Below are 22,892 nucleotides of genomic sequence, written 5' to 3'. Positions count from 1 at the left end.
TTACAGCACTATTTCTTACGATAAAGAAAAGGTAAGCTTTCGTCAATAGTTTGTTCCTAACCCTGTGCAAAATATGCACCATCAACTTACTTTAATTCTTCAACTTTCACTGGTTTCCAACCTTCATTTTCTATCCATTCAATACTAACTCTGTATTTTTGTGATTCATCCTTAGATGAAATGACTGCAATAGATGAGTTACTACTGCCATTATTACGAACTGACCAGTAAATAACATTGTTTTCCTCTAAATTAACTGCATTACGAAACGTAACTAGTTTTTCTTCATAATCCACATGACCTTCCCTGTAAACAGAAACATGTTCTCCTGTTTGCTTAGTAGGTGTTGGTTGCCAACTAGAATCTACAACTTCTTGCTTCACTTGTGGATCTGAAGACTTATGTGTAGTTAATTTTGTAGGAAGATTTACTGATTGTTCTTTTTCTTCCGTCTGATCCTCGTTTTTCGCAGAAACTACTGTTTTATCAGAAGATGATTGTTCTTCTTCACCTTCTTCTTCGCTTACTATTTCCTCACTTTTTGGTGATTGATTTTTTCCTTGAAGATATTTTTCAGCTTGAGTTTTATTTTCAGATGCAACTTCTGTCTCGTCATCTTTTGTGAAAAGAAAAACCAGATTTGCAATAATTAATATTGAAACTATGGCAATAAGTACATTTAACAGTTTATCGGATTTTTTCGGTCGTTTTTTCCTTTGTTCACGTTTTGATAATCTCGAACGATTCTTCGAATCAAATTCATTGTTTCCCATTCATTTATTCCTCCTAGAATGAATTCACTTCCATTTTATCAGTAATTATCGTTAAAACACATAAATGTTACCAATTTTAATTCATTTGTTATATAAAAATTACAATTGATAACAGAACGACTTATATTACATTAATTCGAAAAAAAAGGAACTCTCGTGCTTCAACTATCGGTAGAGTTTGGGTGCGAGCACAAAGAGTTAATGATTACAACTTGACATTAAAAAAGACCCAAAGGAGTAACCTTTTGAGTCTTCAATGATGTATCTTTTCGTTATTAAAATATTAGCGATCGGCCTTAATTGAAACGATGCGAACTTCCATATCTCCACCAGGAGTAGATATTTTTAAAACGTCATTCACTTTATGTCCTAATAAAGCTCTTGCAATTGGAGAGTCATTAGAAATACGTCCTTCGAAAGGATCTGCTTCAGCAGAACCGACAATCGTATATTCTTCTTCATCACCATCTGGAAGTTCAATGAATGTAACAGTTTTTCCAAGTGTTACGATATCGCTTGTACCTTCTGCTTCTTCAATAATTACAGCATTACGTAGCATAGATTCAATATTTGAAATACGACCTTCTACAAAGCCTTGCTCTTCTTTTGCAGAATCGTATTCTGAGTTCTCAGATAAATCACCGAAACTGCGAGCTATTTTAATACGCTCAACAACTTCTTTACGTTTAACTGTTTTTAAGTACTCTAATTCATCCTCTAATTTCTGTTTTCCAGCCAATGTCATAGGATATTGTTTTTCGTTTGACAAGACAATTCACTCCTTAAATCTCTCTTTTGTCGGTTTAGACACCTACTTTACACTTATGTAGATTTGATTGCAAACGGTTTCCTTACATAATAAAAAAGTGTAATAGTAGTAGAAAACCCGGTTAGTAGTTAAGCATATGAAGCAAACATAGCCATTAGAAGGCTTTTTGCTAACTTAACTATTAACCGAATTTCTTCGTCAGTTCTTATACAATTGTTAAATGAAATTTAGTTCAACATGCAATTAATTCTCTCAGAGATGTACTTTGCGACGAGAAGGCGCAAGAGTAACTTTTTAGATTGAAATAGTGTCTGAGATAAAAATAACATGTAAAAAATCCCAATACTCCATCATCATATTACACAATTGACTTTGTTTCAAGAATAGTTTTAATTTTTGTAACCATTAAGTCAATTGCTACTTCGTTCTCTCCACCTTCTGGGATAATGACATCTGCATATCTTTTTGTAGGTTCGATAAATAAATTATGCATCGGGCGAACAGCTGTTATATATTGTTCAATGACAGATTCAATTGTTCTACCACGTTCCTTAATATCTCTTTCCATACGTCGAATTATACGTAAATCTGAATCAGTGTCAACAAATAATTTAATATCCATTAAATCTCTTAGACGTTTGTCTTCAAGAACTAGAATACCTTCAAGAATAATGACATCTTTAGGCTCAACATGAATGCTTTCTTTAGATCTCGTATGATTGACATAATCATATACTGGTTTTTCTATTGATTTATGTTGTAGTAGGGCATTCAAGTGTTCAATTAATAAATCATTATCAAATGCCAATGGATGGTCATAGTTAGTTTCTAAACGTTCTTCAAAGGTTAAATGATCTTGATTTTTGTAGTAATAGTCCTGTTCAATAACAACAACAGAATGATTTCTGAAAACATCATAAATGGCACGTGTCACACTCGTTTTACCTGAACATGAACCACCTGCTATCCCTATTACTAAGGGGCGCTGCTCGCTCATTTATTTATTCTCCTTTCGCATCATGTTGTTTTTAAATAATGGACGATTTACTTTAAACTTCACAATTTGTAGAGGATGATTTGCTACTTCTAACTCATTACCCTTTTCATCCCAAATTTGGCCTACTTCCATTGTGAATGTGTCAAGATCCGGACCAAAAAATTCAATTGTATCGCCTGACTTAAAGTAGTTGCGTTGTTGTAAAGTAACTAACTGAGTATCTTGATCATAATCAAGTACTAAACCAGCGAAATCCCATTTTAATTTTGTTGCGTGTGATCCAAACATTTGTTGTTCATAACTTGGCTCACCTTCAAAGAAACTAGATGCTGTTGCACGGTTTGCACAACGGTCAAGCTCCTCTAACCACTCTTTTTTAATTGTAAAGTTTTCAGGATCTGCACAATAAGCATCAATGACTTTACGATAAACAGAAATAACTGTCGCAATATAGTGTATTGATTTCATACGCCCTTCAACTTTAAGTGAGTCAATTCCTAGTTCAATCATATGTGGAATAGATTCAATTAACTTTAAATCTTTGGGACTCATTGCAAATGGGGCATCATCATCGCTAAATAAAGCTTTTTCTGCACCATCTACATTTTCATATAAATCATAATCCCATCGACAGGATTGACAGCAACCACCTCGGTTTGAGTCTCTAGCAGTCATATGATTTGATAATACGCAACGTCCTGAGTACGCAATACACATTGCTCCATGAACAAATGCCTCGATTTCGATATCGACTTCTTCTTTCATTTTAAGCATTTCTTCTGCACCAACTTCACGTGCAAGTACTACACGATGTAGCCCTTCTTCTTTCCAATATTTCACTGCTTTCCAGTTCGATAAAGATTGCTGAGTTGATAAATGGACCTCTACTTCAGGAGCTACTTTCTTACAAGTTTCAATAATTAATGGATCGGCTACAATAATACCTCGGACACCACAATCTGCAATTGCACGAAGGTATTCTTCTAAGCCATCCATATTTTCGTTATGGGCAAAAATATTCGTTGTTACATATATGCTTGCTCCATATTTTTTGGCAAATTCAACACCTTCACGTATTTCTTCGATTGTAAAATTACCAGCATTAGAACGTAACCCAAACTCTTGTCCACCAATGAATACTGCGTCAGCTCCGTAATGAACAGCAATTTTTAATTTTTCTAAACTTCCTGCAGGTGCAAGTAATTCAGGTTTTTTTGTAATAACACGTTTTCCATTAACTGTTTCACGTATTTTTTCATTTTCTATTAATTGAAGCATTAGAGACGCTCCTTTCTTAGTAAACTGTTTCCTTAAAAATAAATCCTGTATCTAATGGACGTAATTTGGGTTGGATTGCTTCAATTTGTTCGAATAATTCATTTTTAATATCGTCATAAGCATCTTCGCCATTGTGGTAGTATGCGTCAATTGCTTGACGATATAGTTTTGTTACCGTTACGATATATTCTTCAGTTTGAAGAACACCATCAAATTTTAATGAATCTATTCCAGCTTCTAGAAGCTCCGTCAATTCATCAATTAAACACATATCATTTGGTGAAAAAATATGTGTACCATTAATATCTTCATAAATTGGATACTTATTTTTACGTTCTTTATCATGTAAGAACATATTTTTATTTTCTTTTCTATTTGCTATTTCCATTACTTCATCGCGATATAAGAAGTAGTTCCCTAATAATGAACGTTTTGATTGAAACATACAAGTCATCCCATGAACTTGTACTTCTACTTCTACATTTGAATTTTCTTTTATTTCTAAGATTTCATCTAACGAAAGTTCACGAGCAAGAACAGCACGTGTTGCGCCGCGCTCTCCCCAATAATTTGCTTGGAACCAGTTTGTTGCAATTGTTTCTGGATTCCAGTGAAGTGGAATGGTAATACCCAATTCACGAACTGCCATTACAACAGCTGGGTCACCAAATATTAATGCATCTACACCAATTTTTTGCATTTCTTTTAAATATTCATCTAATGCATCTAAACGGTCATTATGAAATATTGCATTAACTGCAACATAAACTTTTTTCCCCACATCTTGTATTAGTTTTGTACTTTCCGCGACCTGCTCTACATTAAATTCGCCTGCTAAGCGTAATCCAAATTTTTGTTCACCGATTACAAATGCATCTGCACCCGCTTTAATTAACTCTTTAATATGGTCAATTGATTTCGGCGTCACTAATAATTCTGGTTTTTTCAACTTACGTCACCTCTTTAAACAAATTAACAACCCATCACCAACTGGGAAAAATGAGCAAATATAATCTGGATGATGCATAATCCAGTCAGCAAAATTTTTAAGATTTCGTATCATTGTCCTTTTTCTTCTAGGGACATCTTTTAAATCCAAATCTGATAATCCGTGCATATACATATTATCAATATAAATAACACCACCTGATGGGACAAGTGGTGAATATCTTTCAAAGAAACGTTGATATTGACCTTTTGCCGCATCAATAAAAACAGCATTAAAAGTAGATGAAATATCCTCAACCTCTACTTCCAACGCGTCTCCTTCAATCACCGTAATTCGGTTTGCTACTTCTGAGCGTGAAATAAATTTTTTCGCAATTTCAACACGTTCATGATCTCTTTCAATCGTCACGATCGAACAATTGGGTAATGCAAGTGCCATTCGCATAGCAGAATAGCCAATTGCAGTGCCAATTTCTAAGATACTAGAAGGTTTTTGAATGCGAAGTAATTGATTTAATGCCTCTATTGCTGAAAGTTGCATAATCGGAACATGGTTGTCCATTGCATATCTTTCCATTTCTAGTAGCAAGTCGTTACGTGGATGAATGAAGGTTTCAATATAAGCATTTGAAAATTCCATTATGCTAGAACTCCTTCATATCGTTTATGACCAACAAAAACTGGCCCAATTTAAAAACACAACTTTGGCAAGTTGGGTACGAGTTGATGTTTTACTAATAACAATTTCATAAAAAATTTATCATTTCCTATCCGTCAAAAAAAAAGACCAAAAAATTTTTTGGTAATTTACATTTGTCTACAATTGAACAAAAAATCACAATCTATAATAGCACGAAAATAGAAGGAAAGCGAATAATCTTTTCATCAGAATCTAAGAATAATACTAAAACTATACTTAATTCTAAGATAATTGACTTAATCCGTTTCCTTCTAAGTTTGTTATTTTAAATATTTATCTATATTTAGTAAATGTTCATCATAAGTCTTTGCAAAATGATTCATGCCTTTTTTATCTGCTAAGAAATATAAATACTCAGTTTCAGATGGACTTAATGCTGCTTCAATTGAAACTTGCCCAGCATTTGCAATTGGGCCAGGTGGTAAACCTTGATTTACATATGTGTTATATGGATTTTTAACTTCTAAATCTTCATAAAGTACTCTTTCTTTATGAGAACCTAGAGCATATAAAACTGTGGGATCTGTTTGAAGGGGCATTTCAATTTCTAAACGATTATAAAATACACTTGCAATTGTTTCTCGGTCTGTTTGAGCAGTAGCCTCTTCTTCTAATAACGATGCGAACGTTAATAATTCATGCACAGTCATTTGTTTCTCTTCTAAAATTGATTCATATTGTTTAATGACATCATTTGTTTGAGAAATCATCGTTGAAATGATCTCATCGAGTTTTGGATCAGCCTCATAAAATCCGTAAGTTGCTGGATATAAGTACCCTTCCAATGCATACCTTATGTTTCCGGCTAAAACATCCTCTGAAATTAATGATGGGTAAGTTTTCATCATACTTTGAATGAATTCTGGATTATTAACTCTTTCCATAAATTCTTTTGCTGTAAACTTTGTATTTTTTTCAATGATTTTTGAAATTTGATCAAGTGTTAACCCTTCAGGCACCGCAACAGTAAACACCGGTTCACGATAAACCTTCCCTGTTTTTAAACTTTCAATTATTTCATCCAACGTCATGGCTTGTGTTAGTTCATATGTTCCTGCCTGAAACTCAGATTCATTTTTAAATTTTGTATAATATTTAAAGATACGTGCATTTTTTATAATTCCATTTGTTTCAAGTATAGATGCTATTGTACTTATTCCAGATCCAATTGGAATTTCTACTTCAATTCCTTTTGTAGAATTTGGATCAATCGGTTCCAACGCTGAAGTCACGTAATTGTAGCCAGTAATTCCAACAATTCCTATAATAAGTATAACGACTAATGTTACGATAGTAACAATGCGCCGAACAACTTTCGCTTCTTTTTTACGCGTATTGATTTTATCAATCATTTCTTGTTTTTTCGTATCCTTTTCCATAGCTACCTCCCTTACATCTCTTAATAATACAAGAAATCACAAGAAGTGACAAATACGTTAGTCTTGCTCTGCAAGACTAACGTATTCTGCATCGAAAACGAGTGGAAGCGTAGTGACAGGTGCAAACATTAGAAAGTTCAACGCCATTAATAAGTTGTAATTATATTAATCAAATAACGAAGGTGTTCTGCGCCAAATACGAGTGGCAGTGTAGTGACAGGTGCAAACCTTGGAAAATTTACTTAGATAGAAATCTTAGCACCACTAAAATCGTAATTACATAAAAAAAGACTCAGAAAGATTGTAGCCTTTCCAAGTCTTTTTCTATTATATTTGCAGCTTACTGTTGTGTCTCTAAAGTTTGGATTTCCTGTTCAATTGCTGCCCATTCTTCATCTGTTTCGATAGGAAGGAGTTCGTTTATTCCACCATCTTCACCCTCAATGAATGATGCAGCAAAAATTTCACCCACTTCATCTTGATCAGCAAAAGTATACAAAATATAAGACTTCCCGAATTGTTCTAGATCAAACTGATGAATGATTTCACAAATGGCCTCTTCTCCATTTTCGTCAACTACAGTGAAGTATTCTCCAACTGCATCACCAAATTCAGCAGCTAACGTACTTAAAACCTCATCAGCCATATCCCATTCCTCTTCTGTTTCAAGCGGAGTGAAATTCGTCATATGACCGTTTTCATCTAATTCATATCGAAGTGCCGAAACTTCTTCACTTTCATTCCCATTTTCGTCAAGTGCGGTATAAAGTACATATGATAACTCATCTGTATCATAGGTAAAAAGGACTTTACACTGTTGATTAGTACCGTCTTCTAATGTAATTTTAAAAGTTTCTTCCATTGTAATACCTCCAATTAATTAAATGCGCCTGGCATTTGCGAATGTGTGCTAGCTTTCGCCGGAACAAAAATATCGCTTCACCTACTAAAAGTGGCGTTATCAGTGGTAAGTGCCGTTCTTGGCCTGAAGCTCTTAGTTTCAATCTAGGTTATCTAACCAAACCCTACTGTAAAAACTTATCCCATCTTCATTCCACAAATTAAAAGAGCTTTTTAGCGATTGAAGTTAAAAAAGGTAGGCGACTTGCCTACCTTTTAATTATTAAATACTAATTACTCTTCATCTTCGTCATCAAGTTGATCTTCAAGAGCATTAAGGACATCTTCAATTAAATCCCATTCTTCATCAGTTTCAATTGGTTGTAATTCTCCATCTTCTCCATTTTCAGATGGAACAAATGATGAGGCGAAGATTTCAATTTGGCCGTCTTCATCTTCATCAGCACCAATGATTGAATAAAGTACATATGATTTTCCGAATTCTTCAGAATCAAATGTATGAATGACTTCACATAATTGCTCATTTCCTTGTTCATCTACAATTGTAATGTGACGATGTTCGTGATCGTGTTCGTGTTCATTTACCATTACTGGGCACCTCTTCATTAAATTTAATATTTTACATTCTCATACGCGACGGATTTATATTCCCTGTCGCAGGGGCATTCTGGGATAGAATTAACTCTTGCCCCTGTCGCTTTGGCTTTCGGGGCATAGAACTAGCATTCACATTGGTGAATGTTAGTTCTTACTATCTAAATATCCCTGAAGGATCATAACAGCTGCCATTTTATCAATGACTTGTTTTCTTTTTTTCCGGCTAACATCTGCTTCGATAAGCATCCGTTCCGCGGCCATAGTCGTTAAGCGTTCATCCCATAAAGTAACGGGTAGATGAAATGTCTCTTCAAGTAGCTTTTTATAATTCTCAGAAGCTTCTCCACGTGGACCTATCGTATTATTCATGTTTTTGGGATACCCTACGACAAACTCTGTAACAGCATATTCCGCTACTAGTTCTTTTATACGTTCGATCCCAAATTCGCTAGCTTCTTCATCTATCTTAACAGTTTCAACACCCTGTGCCGTCCAACCTAATGCATCACTCACTGCAACGCCGACTGTTTTAGAACCTACATCTAAACCCATAATTCTCATAATTTTATTTAAGCCTCATTATTCTTCCTAATATAAAATTTCACAAGCTCCTCAAGAATTTCATCACGTTCGAGCTTTCGAATTAAGTTTCTTGCGTCCTGATGGCGAGGGATGTATGCCGGGTCACCAGATAATAAATAACCAACAATTTGGTTTGTAGGATTATACCCTTTTTCTTCTAAAGAGGCATATACCTTTAACATCACTTGCTTCACTTCTTGTTCCATTGATTCTTCAGGAAAACTAAATTTCATTGTTTTATCAAACGAACTCAAGACCAGCACCTCGCTTTCAGAAATAAGGAAATGGTAAATCTTGTACGCATCTCCATTTTCTCTATTATAACTTATATTTTAATTCATTCAATAACGACATAATTTATTTTGTAATATATTTAATATTTAGCTTGCGAACAACTCGAAAAAGCTTGTCCCTATCAGAGGAATTATATCGATTTAACGTAATCATACACAGATTGTAATGCTTCATCAAGTTTAGACACTTCTTTCGCACCAGCCATTGCCATATCCGGACGACCGCCACCTTTACCGCCGCATTTTTCTGCAACAGATTTGACGATATTACCAGCATGGTAGTTCCCGCCTACGATATCTTTTGTGACACCCGCGCATAGCATTACTTTATCACCATCAGCTGCGCCAAGTACAATCACTGCATGATCTAACTTTGTTTTTAAATCATCCATCATTTGACGAAGTTGATTATTATCTTTTGCATCTACTCTTGTAGATAGTACTGTAACTTCTCCAATTTTTTGAGCTGCGTCTATAATAGCCCCTGCTTGTGCATTTGCAATTTTTTGAGATAAAGACTCATTTTCTTTTTGTAAGTCTTTGTATTCTGATTGTATACCAGTGACTCTTTGCACTAAATCTTTTGGATTAGCTTTAAATTGTGCAGCAGCTTCGTGTAAAATTCCTTCTTCTTCTTTTACTGCAAGATAAGCTCCCTTACCTGTAACTGCTTCAATACGACGTGTGCCAGCACCAATACCACCTTCAGAAATAATTTTAAATAAACCAATTTCTGAAGTACGTTTTACGTGAATCCCACCGCAAAGTTCTACTGAATAGTCACTTACTTGAACTACACGTACAACATCACCGTATTTCTCACCGAATAAAGCCATTGCCCCCATTGCTTTTGCTTCATCAATAGGCATTTCTTCAATAACTACTTCGATATCTTCCCAAATTTTTTCATTAACTATACGTTCAATTTGTTCTAACTCTTCTTTCGTTACTTGTCCAAAGTGAGAGAAGTCAAATCTTAATCGGTCTGGACCTACATAAGATCCTGCCTGATTAACGTGTTCACCTAATACATCTTTAAGCGCACTTTGCATAATGTGAGTAGCTGTATGATTTTTTACGATTAAATTACGCTCATTACGGTCAACCGTTGCTTTAACTTGATCATTAAGATTCATTTCACCTGATTCTACAACTACTGTATGAAGAGGTTGTCCATTAGGAGCTTTTTGGACATCTTTTACAAAGGCTGTAAATGCATCATTCCCAATTGTACCGTGGTCAGCAATCTGTCCACCCATTTCAGCATAGAATGGAGTTTCTGCTAAAATCACAAGCACTTCTTCACCTTCTGAAGCAACTTGAACTTCTTGTCCGTTGGCAACCATTGCAACAATAGATGTTTCCGTTTCTAATGTTTCATATCCTACGAAATTAGATTCTTGTTTTAAATTTGCTAATACTTCTGATTGGACTTGCATTGAATCAACATCTTGACGAGCAACACGTGCACGTTCACGTTGCTGTTCCATTGAAACTTCAAATCCTTCATGGTCTACCGTCATTCCCGATTCCTCAGCATACTCTTCTGTTAATTCAATTGGGAATCCGTAAGTATCATATAAACGGAAAGCATCCTCACCTGGAATCACGTTTAACCCTGCAGCTTTTTGCTTTTCTATTACTTCTGAAAGGATTGCAAGTCCACCGTCAAGTGTTTCGTGGAAACGATTTTCTTCATTTTTAATTACACGTTGGATAAATTCTGTTTTCTCTTTTACCTCTGGGTAGAAGTCAGACATAATTTCGCCAACAGTTGGAACTAGCTCAAACATAAATGGTTTTTCAATTCCAATTTGTTTTGCATAACGAACTGCACGACGTAGTAAACGACGTAATACATAGCCTCTACCTTCGTTTGATGGAAGAGCGCCATCTCCTATTGCAAATGCAACAGTTCGGATATGGTCTGCGATGACTTTAAATGGCGTATTAATATCTTCTTCACTACCAAAGATTTCTTTTAAATCTATTTCTCCTGGGCGTTTATATGAACGATTTGCAAACTGTTCAATCTTTTCGATAATTGGCATAAATAAGTCAGTATCAAAGTTAGTTGGAACATTCTGAACTACCGAAGCCATACGCTCTAGTCCCATACCCGTATCAATGTTCTGTTTTGGAAGTGGAGTATATGTGCCATCAGGGTTGTGATTAAATTGAGAAAATACTAAGTTCCATATTTCAAGATAACGCTCATTTTCTCCACCTGGATACATTTCAGGATCATCTGAATCATTTCCGTATTCTTCACCACGATCATAGAAGATTTCAGAGTTTGGACCAGAAGGACCTTCTCCAATATCCCAGAAGTTCCCCTCAATACGAACAAGGCGTTCCTCAGGAATACCAATTTCATTTTTCCAAACATCATACGCTTCTTGGTCTTCAGGATGAATCGTAATAGATAATAAATCAGGGTTGAAGCCCATCCATTTCGGATCTGTTAAAAACTCCCATGCAAAGTGAATAGCTTCTTTTTTAAAGTAATCACCAATTGAGAAGTTCCCTAACATTTCAAAGAATGTATGGTGGCGTGCTGTTTTTCCTACGTTTTCAATGTCGTTAGTACGAATTGACTTTTGTGCATTTGTGATTCGAGGATTATCTGGAATAACTCGGCCATCGAAATATTTTTTTAATGTAGCAACACCTGAGTTTATCCATAGTAATGATGGGTCATTAATTGGAACAAGTGGTGCTGATGGTTCTTGTGAATGTCCTTTTTCAATGAAAAATTCTAAATATTTGCGACGAATTTCTGTTGCTTTCATTTTTGTAAATGCCTCCTAATATGCTTATTCTATCCAGTAAGTGCAAATAAAAAAGCCCTCATCCCAAAAAGGGACGAAGACTATTGTTAATGTTTTCGCGGTACCACCCTAGTTACAGTTTAGATAGTAGATATGCGATTTGCAAAGTGTACTCCTAGTTAAACTGTCTCTCTAGCACTGTAACGTAAGTGAACGGCAGGGATTAGCTGCACTCTGGATTAGCTTTCAGTCAATACTTACGTGAAGATTCTTTCAGCCCAAGGAATCTCTTTCTTTCCACCTGCGTAACTGACTTACTTTTTCCATCATTGTTTTCCAATATTCTGCTCTAAATTATATGAAAATGATTTCAATGTGTCAATTATAACATCTAATTTATGCGTAGCGCGATATAACTTGTTTTAATTTATCACTTAAATTATGTAAATCTTGTTGTGTAATTGACACTCTTACGAAACTTTCATCAGCATCCAATGCTTCTGCTAAGAAACCTCCTAGCCCCCTTGCTTTACGGTCCACTTGTAGTAATAACTCTGCAGACTGCTCTGTTTGCGATAAAAAAACAACTTCAAGTTCATCTAATCTCCCTCTGAACAATCCACTATATGGAACAAACTCAAATTCCTGAACAAATGGATAATGACCACGGAATCGACGAGATGCCTGTTCACAATCAGCTTTACTTAATCTGAAACCAAGTTGTTGGACTTCTTCAAGTACTGCTGTTGCAATTCTAGACGGGCGAATTTCAATAAAGTCTTTATCTTTTGCATCAGCACCACTGCGAATATCTAATTCTGTCGTAACCCAAACACTTGTTGCTCCGATTGTAATTGGTGCATCTATTGGAATTACAAATGAAAACGGAATAATCTTTGTTTCATTACCTTGAATAGTAAAGGGTTCACTTACTCTATATTTTTGAATTGGAGATGTTGCTGTGAATTTATTGTCGTCTACTTCCTTAATATAAGTCGTATATAATGTTAAATAAATTGTATCAATTTGTTGGTCAATATTGCCACCATATACTTCTACTTCACCACGGACTGTTTCTCCAGCAACATATGAAGATTTTTCAAGTTTCGTATCAACCTTAGCTGCACCTATACCAATACTCGCTAACACTTTATTAAAAAATGACATTCAAAGCTCTCCTATCTAATCGTTTTTCACTATTACATTTACGAGCTACAGAATAAAAGGTTTCAGCAAATTATTTATTAATCCTCTGGGTACATTTTTCTTAAAAACGTAATAGATTGAGCAATAAGTTCTTTTAACACTTCTACATCGATATCCGCGATTTTATTAATATAAACACATGCTTTTCCTGTAGTATGTTTACCGAAACGTTGTAAAATCTCTTCTCTTTCTGTATCTCCTGTTGCAAAATATAAACTAATTTTTGCTTTTCTTGGTGAGAACCCAACTAATGGAGCATCCCCTTCGTGACCCGTAGCATATTTATAATGATAAGATCCAAACCCAATAATACTGGGACCCCACATTTTCGCATCGTACCCCGAAGTTTCCTCAAAGATTTGCAACAATTTATAAGCATCTTCTCGTTTTTGGGGGCTATCTACGCTTTCAATAAATTCAAACACACTATTATCTGTTTGCTTAGTTTTTTGTTCGTATTTTGCCATTGGGTACCTCCGTTTAGAATTAGGTTTAAAACAAATAATTTACTTTATTATAAACATAGTTTTCATCTGTAGCATTTGATAAATTTTAACTTTTAATTTGAAAAATCGTTTTAAGATTGTTTATCAAGATTAAAGACTTCCTCTACTGTTACCAATGGTCTAACACTTTTTGATACAATATATTTATTAGTATTGATATTTCACTTGAACTGTTGCATTGATTGTTATGGTTCCTGGTTCAATTGGTGTTTCTATAGCTTGCTCCGTAAAGGCAACGGTTTTGAACAAAATAGGACCTCCTACACTTTGTTCTGTTACTTCAATTGCTTGGGGCATATAATTTAACCCTAATGAACGTGCAATTGCACTAGCCTTTGAATTAGCATCTTGAATTGCCAAGCTTAATGCTCTTTCATAATAGGGTGACTCATCCTCAACTTTAAACTTTAAAGATGAAATTCGATTGGCACCATTCTGAATGGCAGTATCAATAATAACGCCTACATCGCTTAAGTTTCTTACTGTTACGTTTATAGCATTTCGAACTTCATACCCCCTAAATACTTGACGTCCGTCCACATAATCATAAAGAGGCATTACATTAAAAAAAGCAGTTTGAATGTCATCTCGATCAATACCAAGAACAAGAAGGGATTGAATGACTTGATTAGTAAGGCTAGCATTTTCTCTCTGCGCTGTCGCTATATCCATATTTTGTGTACTTACTTCAATTTGTACTTCTGCAATCGTCGGCCTAACTGTTAATTCACTGTTTCCCGTTACGGTAATGACACGGTAGCTTGGAGTAATAGGATGAAAAATTGATGAATGGAACACTTCATTCCACCTTTCGTTTTGTCATACAAATAAATTTATGCGTAAATTCGAGGAAACTTGTCATTCAAAAGATTTGCGAAATACCGACATCGAACTCTGATATATTTATTATTAAGTGAGTATTCTACTGCTAATTCTAATTTGTACTTATCTTTCGTTAAGTCGTATAGCAAAATCTTTATTTCCTTTATTCACTCTTCAAACTGTCTTGAAATAGCATATTTAATTGACTATTTTCTACTCTTTTTAATTGTAGGCAAAACATAAAAAAACACCATTCTTCTCAATTGAGAAAAATAGTGTTTTCTTCTTAAAAAGGAATTTATCCCTTTAAATATTTGATAAGCTAAATTAATCATCTTCCAAAAAATCATATGGGCTTACGCCTTCCATTCCAATTAAAGGATGAATATATGGTGCAGTTTCAGTATTTAACACGGGCTCCATAGCATTACCGCGCACCTTGAACATTTCCTGTTGTTCTATTTTTGGTACTGGAATAGATTCCTCCGTTAAAGCTTTCTTTACTGTTGCTGAATTGTGGTCACTTTTTTCTTCAACTATTACTTCATCAACCATCATTGGATTTAGTCTCGCTCTTAAACTCGTTAATCGTTGTAAATCGTCCGTTTTTGCTAGACCTGCTGAAAGTACATCAGGTTCTCCACACAAGATTAAGAAGCTTTTGGCACGTGTAATTCCTGTATATAAAAGATTTCTACGGAGCATTTTTGAATAGCCGCGTACTATTGGCATAATCACCGTTTGGAATTCACTACCTTGAGATTTATGAATCGAACAGCAGTAGGCTAAAGTGATTTGATTTAAATCTCCACGTTGGTAAGTCACTTCATTCCCATCATAGGAAACAACCAGTAAATCTTGTTTTTCGATCGTCTCTTTTGCACGGATTATTGCGATTACTTCCCCCATATCCCCATTGAAGATATTACTCTCAGGTTGATTCACTAACTGCAATACTTTATCGCCGATACGGTATACCACATCTCCGAAAGCAAGTTCCTTCCTTGAGCCGTCTACATTTGGATTGACAAGTTCTTGAATTTTTTTATTTAACATGTCAATTCCAGCAGGTCCTTTATACATAGGAGCGAGCACTTGAATATCTCGAATGGATTGTCCTTTTGTAATTGCACTTTTTACGATTTGAGTTACAACATTTGCTACTTGATCAGCAGATGCTTTAATAAAGGAGCGGTCTGTTGTTTTATCTGTTAATGTTTGCGGAATAGTACCTTTTTTAATTTGATGGGCTAATTCTATTATTGTTGAACCTTCCGCCTGTCGATAAACATCAGTTAATTCTACTGTTGGGATTTGTTTGGAAGCTAATAAATCTTTTAATACTTGTCCAGGTCCAACAGGTGGAAGTTGATCTTGGTCGCCAACAAATACTACCTGTGCATCTTCACTTATGCTTTTTAGTAATTGATGAGCTAGCCACGTATCTACCATGGACATCTCATCAATAATAATAAGTCGCCCTTCAACTTCCCTTTCAGTCTCTTCTTCCTTTTCCTGTCCATTAAAACCAAGAAGTCGATGAATTGTCATGGCAGGTAGGTCCGTTGATTCCGCTAAACGTTTTGCTGCTCTTCCTGTTGGAGCTGCTAATACAATTGGAAATGGCTCTTCTTTTTGCGCATATTCTTTTGGATTTAAGGATAAACCATGAAGTTCCGCATAGACTTCTACGAGACCTCGTATAACAGTAGTTTTCCCCGTACCAGGTCCCCCAGTTAATATCATGACAGATGAATTTAGTGCACATTCGATGGCCTGAACTTGTGTCTCCGCATAGGACACTTCAAATCGCTCTTCAACTTCACCGATAGCTTTTCGAATTTCATCTTTTGAAAATCGTTGTTGAGACTCATTTGTTTTTAGCAAATCTACTATTTTAGATGCTATCCCGATTTCACTAAAATAAAGAGACGGTAAATAGAGTCTTGTTTCTTCACCACAAATTTTGCTTTCCTCACGCATTTCAATAACTGCTTCGGAAATTGACTCATATGGAATTACTTCAGATTGGCTTTGCTCTAGCATCTTTTTTACATCTGGCAAAACATGCTCCGCATCTAAAAACACATGTCCTTCTGATAATGCCGCATTCGTTAAAATATGTAAAACCGCTGCCTTAATGCGATCGGGATGATTGCCTTTAATTCCAAGTCTAGCTCCAAGTTCATCCGCTCGCCCGAATCCAACACCTTCGATATCTTCAATTAGTCGATAAGGATTTTCGGTTAGTAGTTGAATTGTTTCCTCGCGATAATTTTGGTAGATTTTCATTCCTAATTGTGGACCGAACCCCCATTGACTTAGTTGAATCATGATTCGTTCTAGTCCTAGGTTTTCTTGTAACGTTTGACGAATCATTATCTTTTTATCGTCATTTAAACGAGGAATCACATCTAATGCTTCAGCGTCTTCCATAATTCTCTTAATTGCATCCGTTCCAAGTTTTTCAACTATGAGTTCTGCAGTTTTTTGTCCAATTCCAGGAAACAAATCACTAGATAGAAAATGCACGACCCCCTGCTCAGTTGCAGGAACCTCCTTTTCAAAGGTTTCAGCTTGGAATTGTAGGCCGTATTTTGGATGTGATTTTAAATTACCAGTAAAGCGATATAATTCATCCTCTGTTAATTTTGGAAAATAACCAACAACAATGATTTCCTTATCACTATATTGTAAATTGGTCTCTTGAATTTTCACCCGGACAATTGAATACATATTTGTTGGGTTATGGAAAATGGAAACGATTGGACGGCCAAGTACGAACAATTGATTCACTTCAAATAAATTCAAATGATTTGCCACCCTTGTACGCCCCCTTTAATTACATTAATTACATTTTTCGTACTTTCGATTTTATCATAACCTAACTAAGCTGTCTTACTTATTCCTACTAAACAATGGGAACTCGATATTTTTGATGATGAATGATATGATATTTTTAACCTATTGGCTCTGTAATTCACTTTATTTAACTCATATTCTTCCTCCTTACAAAAGGATAAGTTGATGATATACAATGTTGAATTCTCTACCATTTATATAGTGAATTTCTTATGTTACAGAGACAGTTACTAGTATTTTTTTATGAATTTTTAAAGAAGGGTTTGTGAGATTTCGTGGAATTTAGACCTTGCATTGATTTACATGATGGGAAAGTAAAACAAATCGTCGGGAGTACACTAGGTCATAAAGACCAGTCGGTTGTTGAAAATTTTATTTCTGAAAATGATTCTACTTATTTTGCTAAGATGTTTGCAAAAGATGGTTTAACTGGCGGACACGTCATTATGTTAGGGACTGGTAATGAAGATGCTGCTCTACTTGCACTTAAAGCCTATCCTGGTGGTTTACAAGTAGGTGGTGGCATTTCTGGTGAAAATGCCAAGAAGTATATCGATGCAGGGGCAACACATGTTATTGTCACATCTTATATATTTCATGATGGTCAATTAGACTTGGAACGATTAAATAGGTTAATTGATGAAGTAGGAAAAGAACATATTGTAATTGATTTAAGTTGTAAAAAGCGAGAGGATAAATGGTTTGTTGTAACAGATAAGTGGACGAAATTTAGTACCTTTGAAGTAAATGCTCAATCAATTCCCTATATTGAACAATTTTGTGATGAATTATTAATTCATGCTGTAGATGTAGAAGGAAAAAGAAGTGGAATGCAGGAAGAATTAGTGAGTGATCTTGCGAAGTGGACATCCATTCCAACAACCTATGCGGGTGGGGTACGGTCACTTGAAGACCTTCAAAAATTCGAAAAACTTTCAGATGGAAAACTTCACGTAACAATTGGTAGTGCACTTGATATATTCGGTGGAGACCTACCTTATCAAGACGTCGTTTCTTATTGTAAAAAGAGATAAAATTAAAAGGCGTGTAGATTTTTTACACGCCTTACTTTTAAATAAACATTCCTGCAATTGCTGCACTTAATAAAGAAGCAAGCGTTCCAGCAAAAACTGCTCTTATTGCCATTTTCGCTATAATTGGACGACGGTTTGGTGCCATTGATCCTAGACCACCAATTAGTATAGCCATTGAACTTAAATTAGCAAAACCACATAATGCAAAACTAATAATCATTACGGTTTTATCCGATAAATTCTGGATATCTGGTGCAAAATTTGAATACGCAACAAATTCATTTAAAACAAGTTTTTGCCCAATATATGAACCTGCCGTAACCGCTTCTTGCCAAGGTACACCTATGGCAAAGGCTAATGGTGAAAAAACATATCCAAGTATACCTTCTAAAGTAATATGGTCAAAACCAAAGATAGAACCAATACCACTTAAAATCCCGTTAAGAAGAGCAATCAATGCGATAAACGCCAATAACATAGCTCCAACATTCACAGCTAACTTCAAGCCATCTCCTGCTCCACGAGCAGCTGCATCAATGACATTAGCAGAGTCTGACCCCTTGTCTAATTTAAAGTTTGAATCATCCACTTTTTCTGTTTCAGGTAACATTAACTTAGCCATAACTAATCCGGCTGGCGCTGCCATAAAACTAGCAGCAATTAAATATTCTAACGGAACCCCTAATAATGAGTATCCAACTAATACTGAACCCGAAACTGAAGCTAACCCTCCAGTCATTACAGCAAATAGTTCAGATTTCGTCATTTTCTCTAAGAATGGTCGAATTACTAATGGAGCTTCTGTCTGCCCAACAAATATATTTGCAGCTGAGTTTACAGATTCCACCTTACTCGTACCTAATAATTTAGATAAAGCCCCTCCAAGAATACGAATCACAATTTGCATAATACCGAGATAATAAAGAACAGAAATTAATGCCGAGAAGAAAATAATTACAGTTAAAACATGAATGGCAAATACAAAACCAGTTGCTTCTGTGTCTGCTAAAGGCCCAAAAACAAAAGTAATTCCTTCATTTGCATAATTAATTAAGTTTTGTATCCCTTCTGAAATTCTCATTAAAACTTCTCGTCCAAATTCCCATTTTAAAACCACAAAGGCAAAGGCTAATTGGATCGCTAATCCCCCAATAATCGTTCTCCAATTTATAGCTTTACGATTCATTGAAAATAAAATAGCGATCAGAACGACAACTAGAATACCAAAAATTCCCCACAAAATATTCATATAACACCTACTTCATAGACTATGTATATTCATAAGTCAGACGACTAACAAATAAAACTAATATAGATTTTAACAAATAAAGGTGTTCATCTTGATTTAAAAATTTATTCACACTTTTTTTATATTTCTATATTTTTTCTTTTTCCCCAACTTATTTTGATAAAAATAAAAAGCCGACCAATTAAGGCCGACTTATGTTCTATTAGTTAAATCTTTGACTTACCATATCATAAATGTACTTCGCTTGTGTAAATTCAGGTTGTAACGTATAAGCTGCTTTTAAATGATGCAGCGCTTGTTCACTTTGCTCTGTAGAAACAGCATATAACACACCTAAATTATAATGGGCATCTGCATTCTTTTCGTCCTTTTCTAAGACATATTCTAATTCTACTTTCGCAAGATCAAACATTTCTAAAGTACATAGTAAAATTCCATACGATAAACGAATTTGCAAGTCATCTGGTGCTAGCTCAGCAGCACGTTGCATATATGGTAACGCAAGCTTAACTTTTTCTTCTCGTTCAAATGATTTTGCTAACATATAGTAAGCATCCGCACCTTCTATACCATGGTCAATAGACTTTTGATACAATTTTGCCGCTTCAATAAAACGTTCAGTATTATAGTATAAATTTGCTAGTCCATAATATGCTGTAGCTGCAGTTTCGTCAATTGTGATTGCTTTTTGGAAAAAGCGTTCTGCTCTCTCTGCATCATTCATTACTGCCAGTAAGTTTCCAAAATTGATATACCCAATTGCTTCATTAGGGTTATTTTCAATTGCTCCAGTAAATGCTTTTGCTGCATCTTCATATCGTTTTTCTTGAAATGCTTTGATCCCGATTTCGTTAAAATCCATGTAACCCTCTCCAACATAACAAAATTTTAGACGACTATATATAGTCGTCTAAACAATTCCTATCCAACGTAAGTTAACTTTTCACTATCTTTGAAAACTTCATCAATTGTTCCGCCACCTAAGCATTCGTCGCCATTATATAAAACAACGGCTTGGCCTGGTGTGATGGCACGTACTGGTTCTGCAAAGGTAATCTGTGCACGACCGTCCTCAAGCAATTCCACCTCTACCGGAGTATCTTCTTGGCGGTAACGGAATTTTGCAGTACAATTAAAGACTTTTTCTTTTGGTTTATTAGTTGTAAAGCCCATTTTTACTGCAGTTAATGAAGTTGAATATAAAGATTCATGGTGGAAGCCTTGTCCAACATAAAGGACATTTCTATCTAGATCTTTCCCTAGAACAAACCATGGCTCGCCCTCGCCACCAATGCCAAGGCCATGACGTTGACCAATTGTGTAATACATTAAGCCATCATGTTGCCCCATAACTTTTCCATCAAATGTTTCCATTTTTCCTGGTTGCGCAGGTAAATACTGGCTTAAAAATTCTTTGAAGTTTCGCTCGCCAATAAAGCAAATACCTGTAGAATCTTTTTTCTTTGCTGTAGCAAGCCCAGCTTCTTCAGCAATTTTTCTAACTTCTTTCTTTTCGATATTTCCTATAGGGAACATAACATGCTTCAACTGTTCTTGTGAAAGTTGGTTTAAAAAATACGTTTGGTCTTTATTATTATCTACCCCACGCAACATGACTACTTCTCCATCGCGTTCTTCAACTCGTGCATAGTGTCCCGTTGCTAAATAATCTGCCCCCAATTTAAGAGCATGTTCAAGAAATGCTTTAAATTTAATCTCTTTATTACACATGACGTCTGGGTTTGGGGTACGCCCAGCTTTATATTCTTCTAGGAAATAAGAAAATACTTTATCCCAATATTGCTTTTCAAAATTTACTGCATAATAAGGAATCCCGATTTGATTACATACTTTTATTACATCATCGTAATCTTCTGTTGCGGTACATACACCAAATTCATCAGTATCGTCCCAGTTTTTCATAAAAATACCGATTACGTCATAGCCTTGTTTCTTTAATAAATAGGCAGCAACAGACGAATCGACCCCACCTGACATTCCAACAACAACACGAATTTGTGATGGGTCTCTTGTTTCTACCATTGTGTTCACCTTTTCTATGTTAATTCGCAAGTCTCTTAACTATTTTTGCTGTTTTTATAGCTGCTGCTTTAATCATTTCTTCTGTTAATCCGATTCCGAAACTAAAGCGAATTGAATTACGCAACTCTTCAGTACCTGCTCCAAACATTGCAACAAGTACATGTGAAGGATCTATAGAACCAGCTGTACAAGCTGACCCACTTGAAGCAAAGACTCCTTCAATATCTAGATTCACTAAAAACGATTCAACTTCCATACCTTTAAAACTAATATTTAGTACATGTGGTAAGAAGTATGATTCATGACCGTTCACTTCAAAGGAGACCTGTTCACTTTTTAAAACATCTATAAAAATTTCACGATAACGCTGATACGTTTTTTGTTTTTCTTGAAGCCCATTTTGTGCAATTTCTACTGCCTTTGCAAATCCGACCGCTGCTGGTACATTTTCAGTCCCTGCTCGGCGTTTTTTTTCTTGGGATCCTCCATAAAAAGTAGCCGCTAAAGGTATTCCAGTTCGCTGATATAAAAAACCAATTCCTTTAGGACCGTTTAATTTATGGCTTGAAACACTCAATAAGTCGACGTTTAGTTCATCGACATTTAGTTTTTCAATACCGAATGCTTGAACTGCATCAGTATGGAAGATTGCTTGATGTTCTTTTAATAATTGTCCAATCTCTGCAATTGGTTGAGTTGTCCCTACCTCATTATTTCCATACATAAGCGTCACTAAGATTGTATCATCACGTAGTGCTTTCTTAAACTCATCAACTGAAATCCGACCTGTTCGATCAACTTGTAAATAAGTAACTTCAAAGCCCTCTTTTTCAAGCTTTTCACAAGCATTCAGTACTGCATGATGTTCAATTTGTGTAGTAATAATATGTTTGCCCTTTGAACGATTAGCATATGCTGTCCCAAAAATCGCTGTATTATCAGCTTCAGTACCACCACTTGTTAGAATAATTTCATTTTCCTTTGCACCGATTGCTTTTGCTAATGTGGAACGAGCGTTATCTAAAACTTTACGTGCTGCACGTCCAGCTGTATGGATACTTGAAGGATTACCATATACTGACTCCATTGCCTTATGAATCTCAATGATAACATCAGGATGCATTGGCGACGTGGCAGCATGATCTAAATAGATGGATTCCATCGTAAATCATAAACTCCTTTATACTGCTAAATAATTTGAACTATGTGTTATTTATTATGG

General features: G+C 35.4%; 21 protein-coding genes and 1 other annotated feature. Of the genes, 1 reads left to right on the top strand and 20 read right to left on the bottom strand.

Annotation, left to right across the window (positions count from 1 at the left end; genetic code table 11):
- Positions 1 to 86: 86 nt before the first annotated feature.
- From JOD29_RS01210 to recD2, 16 genes are all read right to left on the bottom strand, one after another.
- The gene (locus JOD29_RS01210) at positions 87 to 773 is read right to left on the bottom strand and encodes a YrrS family protein (protein ID WP_124762191.1); all 687 of its coding nucleotides are present in this window, start codon (positions 771 to 773) and stop codon (positions 87 to 89) included.
- 283 nt (positions 774 to 1,056) lie between these two features.
- Complete coding sequence (gene greA, locus JOD29_RS01205) at positions 1,057 to 1,542, bottom strand: transcription elongation factor GreA (RefSeq protein ID WP_124762193.1); 486 nt, start codon at positions 1,540 to 1,542, stop codon at positions 1,057 to 1,059.
- Between the two features lie 358 nt (positions 1,543 to 1,900).
- Positions 1,901 to 2,539 (bottom strand): uridine kinase, encoded by a 639-nt coding sequence (gene udk, locus JOD29_RS01200; protein ID WP_124762195.1) that lies wholly within the window; start codon positions 2,537 to 2,539, stop codon positions 1,901 to 1,903.
- Positions 2,540 to 3,817, bottom strand: coding sequence for a peptidase U32 family protein (locus tag JOD29_RS01195; RefSeq protein WP_124762197.1), 1,278 nt, complete (start codon positions 3,815 to 3,817; stop codon positions 2,540 to 2,542).
- Between the two features lie 16 nt (positions 3,818 to 3,833).
- Positions 3,834 to 4,766, bottom strand: a complete 933-nt coding sequence (locus tag JOD29_RS01190; protein ID WP_124762199.1) for a peptidase U32 family protein — start codon at positions 4,764 to 4,766, stop codon at positions 3,834 to 3,836.
- A 6-nt stretch (positions 4,767 to 4,772) separates the two neighbouring features.
- Positions 4,773 to 5,405 carry an O-methyltransferase gene (locus tag JOD29_RS01185; RefSeq protein WP_124762201.1) on the bottom strand — a complete coding sequence of 211 codons (633 nt, stop codon included), beginning with the start codon at positions 5,403 to 5,405 and terminating at the stop codon, positions 4,773 to 4,775.
- Positions 5,406 to 5,725: 320 nt separating this feature from the next.
- Positions 5,726 to 6,844 carry an endolytic transglycosylase MltG gene (gene mltG / locus JOD29_RS01180; protein ID WP_124762203.1) on the bottom strand — a complete coding sequence of 373 codons (1,119 nt, stop codon included), beginning with the start codon at positions 6,842 to 6,844 and terminating at the stop codon, positions 5,726 to 5,728.
- A 340-nt stretch (positions 6,845 to 7,184) separates the two neighbouring features.
- On the bottom strand, positions 7,185 to 7,706 hold the full coding sequence (locus JOD29_RS20680) for a DUF1292 domain-containing protein (protein ID WP_124762205.1): 522 nt from the start codon (positions 7,704 to 7,706) through the stop codon (positions 7,185 to 7,187).
- Positions 7,707 to 7,978: 272 nt separating this feature from the next.
- Entirely contained in the window at positions 7,979 to 8,293 is a 315-nt protein-coding gene (locus JOD29_RS01170; RefSeq protein WP_124762207.1) for a DUF1292 domain-containing protein, read from the bottom strand.
- Between the two features lie 153 nt (positions 8,294 to 8,446).
- On the bottom strand, positions 8,447 to 8,863 hold the full coding sequence (gene ruvX, locus JOD29_RS01165) for a Holliday junction resolvase RuvX (protein ID WP_124762209.1): 417 nt from the start codon (positions 8,861 to 8,863) through the stop codon (positions 8,447 to 8,449).
- Between the two features lie 8 nt (positions 8,864 to 8,871).
- Entirely contained in the window at positions 8,872 to 9,138 is a 267-nt protein-coding gene (locus JOD29_RS01160) for an IreB family regulatory phosphoprotein (protein WP_124762211.1), read from the bottom strand.
- A 170-nt stretch (positions 9,139 to 9,308) separates the two neighbouring features.
- Positions 9,309 to 11,969: an alanine--tRNA ligase gene (alaS, locus tag JOD29_RS01155; protein WP_124762213.1), complete on the bottom strand. Its 2,661-nt coding sequence runs from the start codon at positions 11,967 to 11,969 to the stop codon at positions 9,309 to 9,311.
- Between the two features lie 66 nt (positions 11,970 to 12,035).
- Positions 12,036 to 12,287: a binding site (T-box leader), on the bottom strand.
- Between the two features lie 57 nt (positions 12,288 to 12,344).
- Positions 12,345 to 13,115 (bottom strand): sporulation protein, encoded by a 771-nt coding sequence (locus JOD29_RS01150; protein ID WP_124762215.1) that lies wholly within the window; start codon positions 13,113 to 13,115, stop codon positions 12,345 to 12,347.
- A gap of 77 nt (positions 13,116 to 13,192) precedes the next feature.
- Entirely contained in the window at positions 13,193 to 13,621 is a 429-nt protein-coding gene (locus JOD29_RS01145; RefSeq protein WP_124762217.1) for a DUF1801 domain-containing protein, read from the bottom strand.
- 186 nt (positions 13,622 to 13,807) lie between these two features.
- On the bottom strand, positions 13,808 to 14,458 hold the full coding sequence (locus tag JOD29_RS01140) for an SIMPL domain-containing protein (protein ID WP_124762219.1): 651 nt from the start codon (positions 14,456 to 14,458) through the stop codon (positions 13,808 to 13,810).
- 351 nt (positions 14,459 to 14,809) lie between these two features.
- On the bottom strand, positions 14,810 to 17,305 hold the full coding sequence (recD2, locus tag JOD29_RS01135; protein ID WP_124762221.1) for an SF1B family DNA helicase RecD2: 2,496 nt from the start codon (positions 17,303 to 17,305) through the stop codon (positions 14,810 to 14,812).
- 314 nt (positions 17,306 to 17,619) lie between these two features.
- Here recD2 and hisA point away from each other — a divergent pair, with 314 nt between their 5' ends.
- Entirely contained in the window at positions 17,620 to 18,378 is a 759-nt protein-coding gene (gene hisA, locus JOD29_RS01130) for a phosphoribosylformimino-5-aminoimidazole carboxamide ribotide isomerase (RefSeq protein ID WP_124762223.1), read from the top strand.
- Positions 18,379 to 18,415: 37 nt separating this feature from the next.
- Here the strand turns inward: hisA and JOD29_RS01125 are convergent, their stop codons facing one another.
- The 4 genes from JOD29_RS01125 to JOD29_RS01110 form a co-directional block, all read right to left on the bottom strand.
- Entirely contained in the window at positions 18,416 to 19,627 is a 1,212-nt protein-coding gene (locus tag JOD29_RS01125; protein WP_124762225.1) for a NupC/NupG family nucleoside CNT transporter, read from the bottom strand.
- Positions 19,628 to 19,829: 202 nt separating this feature from the next.
- On the bottom strand, positions 19,830 to 20,489 hold the full coding sequence (locus JOD29_RS01120; protein ID WP_124762227.1) for a tetratricopeptide repeat protein: 660 nt from the start codon (positions 20,487 to 20,489) through the stop codon (positions 19,830 to 19,832).
- A gap of 59 nt (positions 20,490 to 20,548) precedes the next feature.
- A complete protein-coding gene (mnmA, locus tag JOD29_RS01115; protein WP_124762229.1) occupies positions 20,549 to 21,670 on the bottom strand; it encodes a tRNA 2-thiouridine(34) synthase MnmA in 1,122 nt (373 codons plus the stop codon).
- 19 nt (positions 21,671 to 21,689) lie between these two features.
- Entirely contained in the window at positions 21,690 to 22,832 is a 1,143-nt protein-coding gene (locus tag JOD29_RS01110) for a cysteine desulfurase family protein (protein WP_124762231.1), read from the bottom strand.
- Between the last annotated feature and the right edge of the window lie 60 nt (positions 22,833 to 22,892).

The sequence above is a fragment of the Lysinibacillus composti genome (assembly GCF_016908465.1).
Taxonomy (GTDB): Bacteria; Bacillota; Bacilli; order Bacillales_A; family Planococcaceae; genus Ureibacillus; species Ureibacillus composti_A.
Note: the sequence above shows the minus strand (reverse complement) of the source record. Positions and strands in the feature narration are given on the sequence as shown.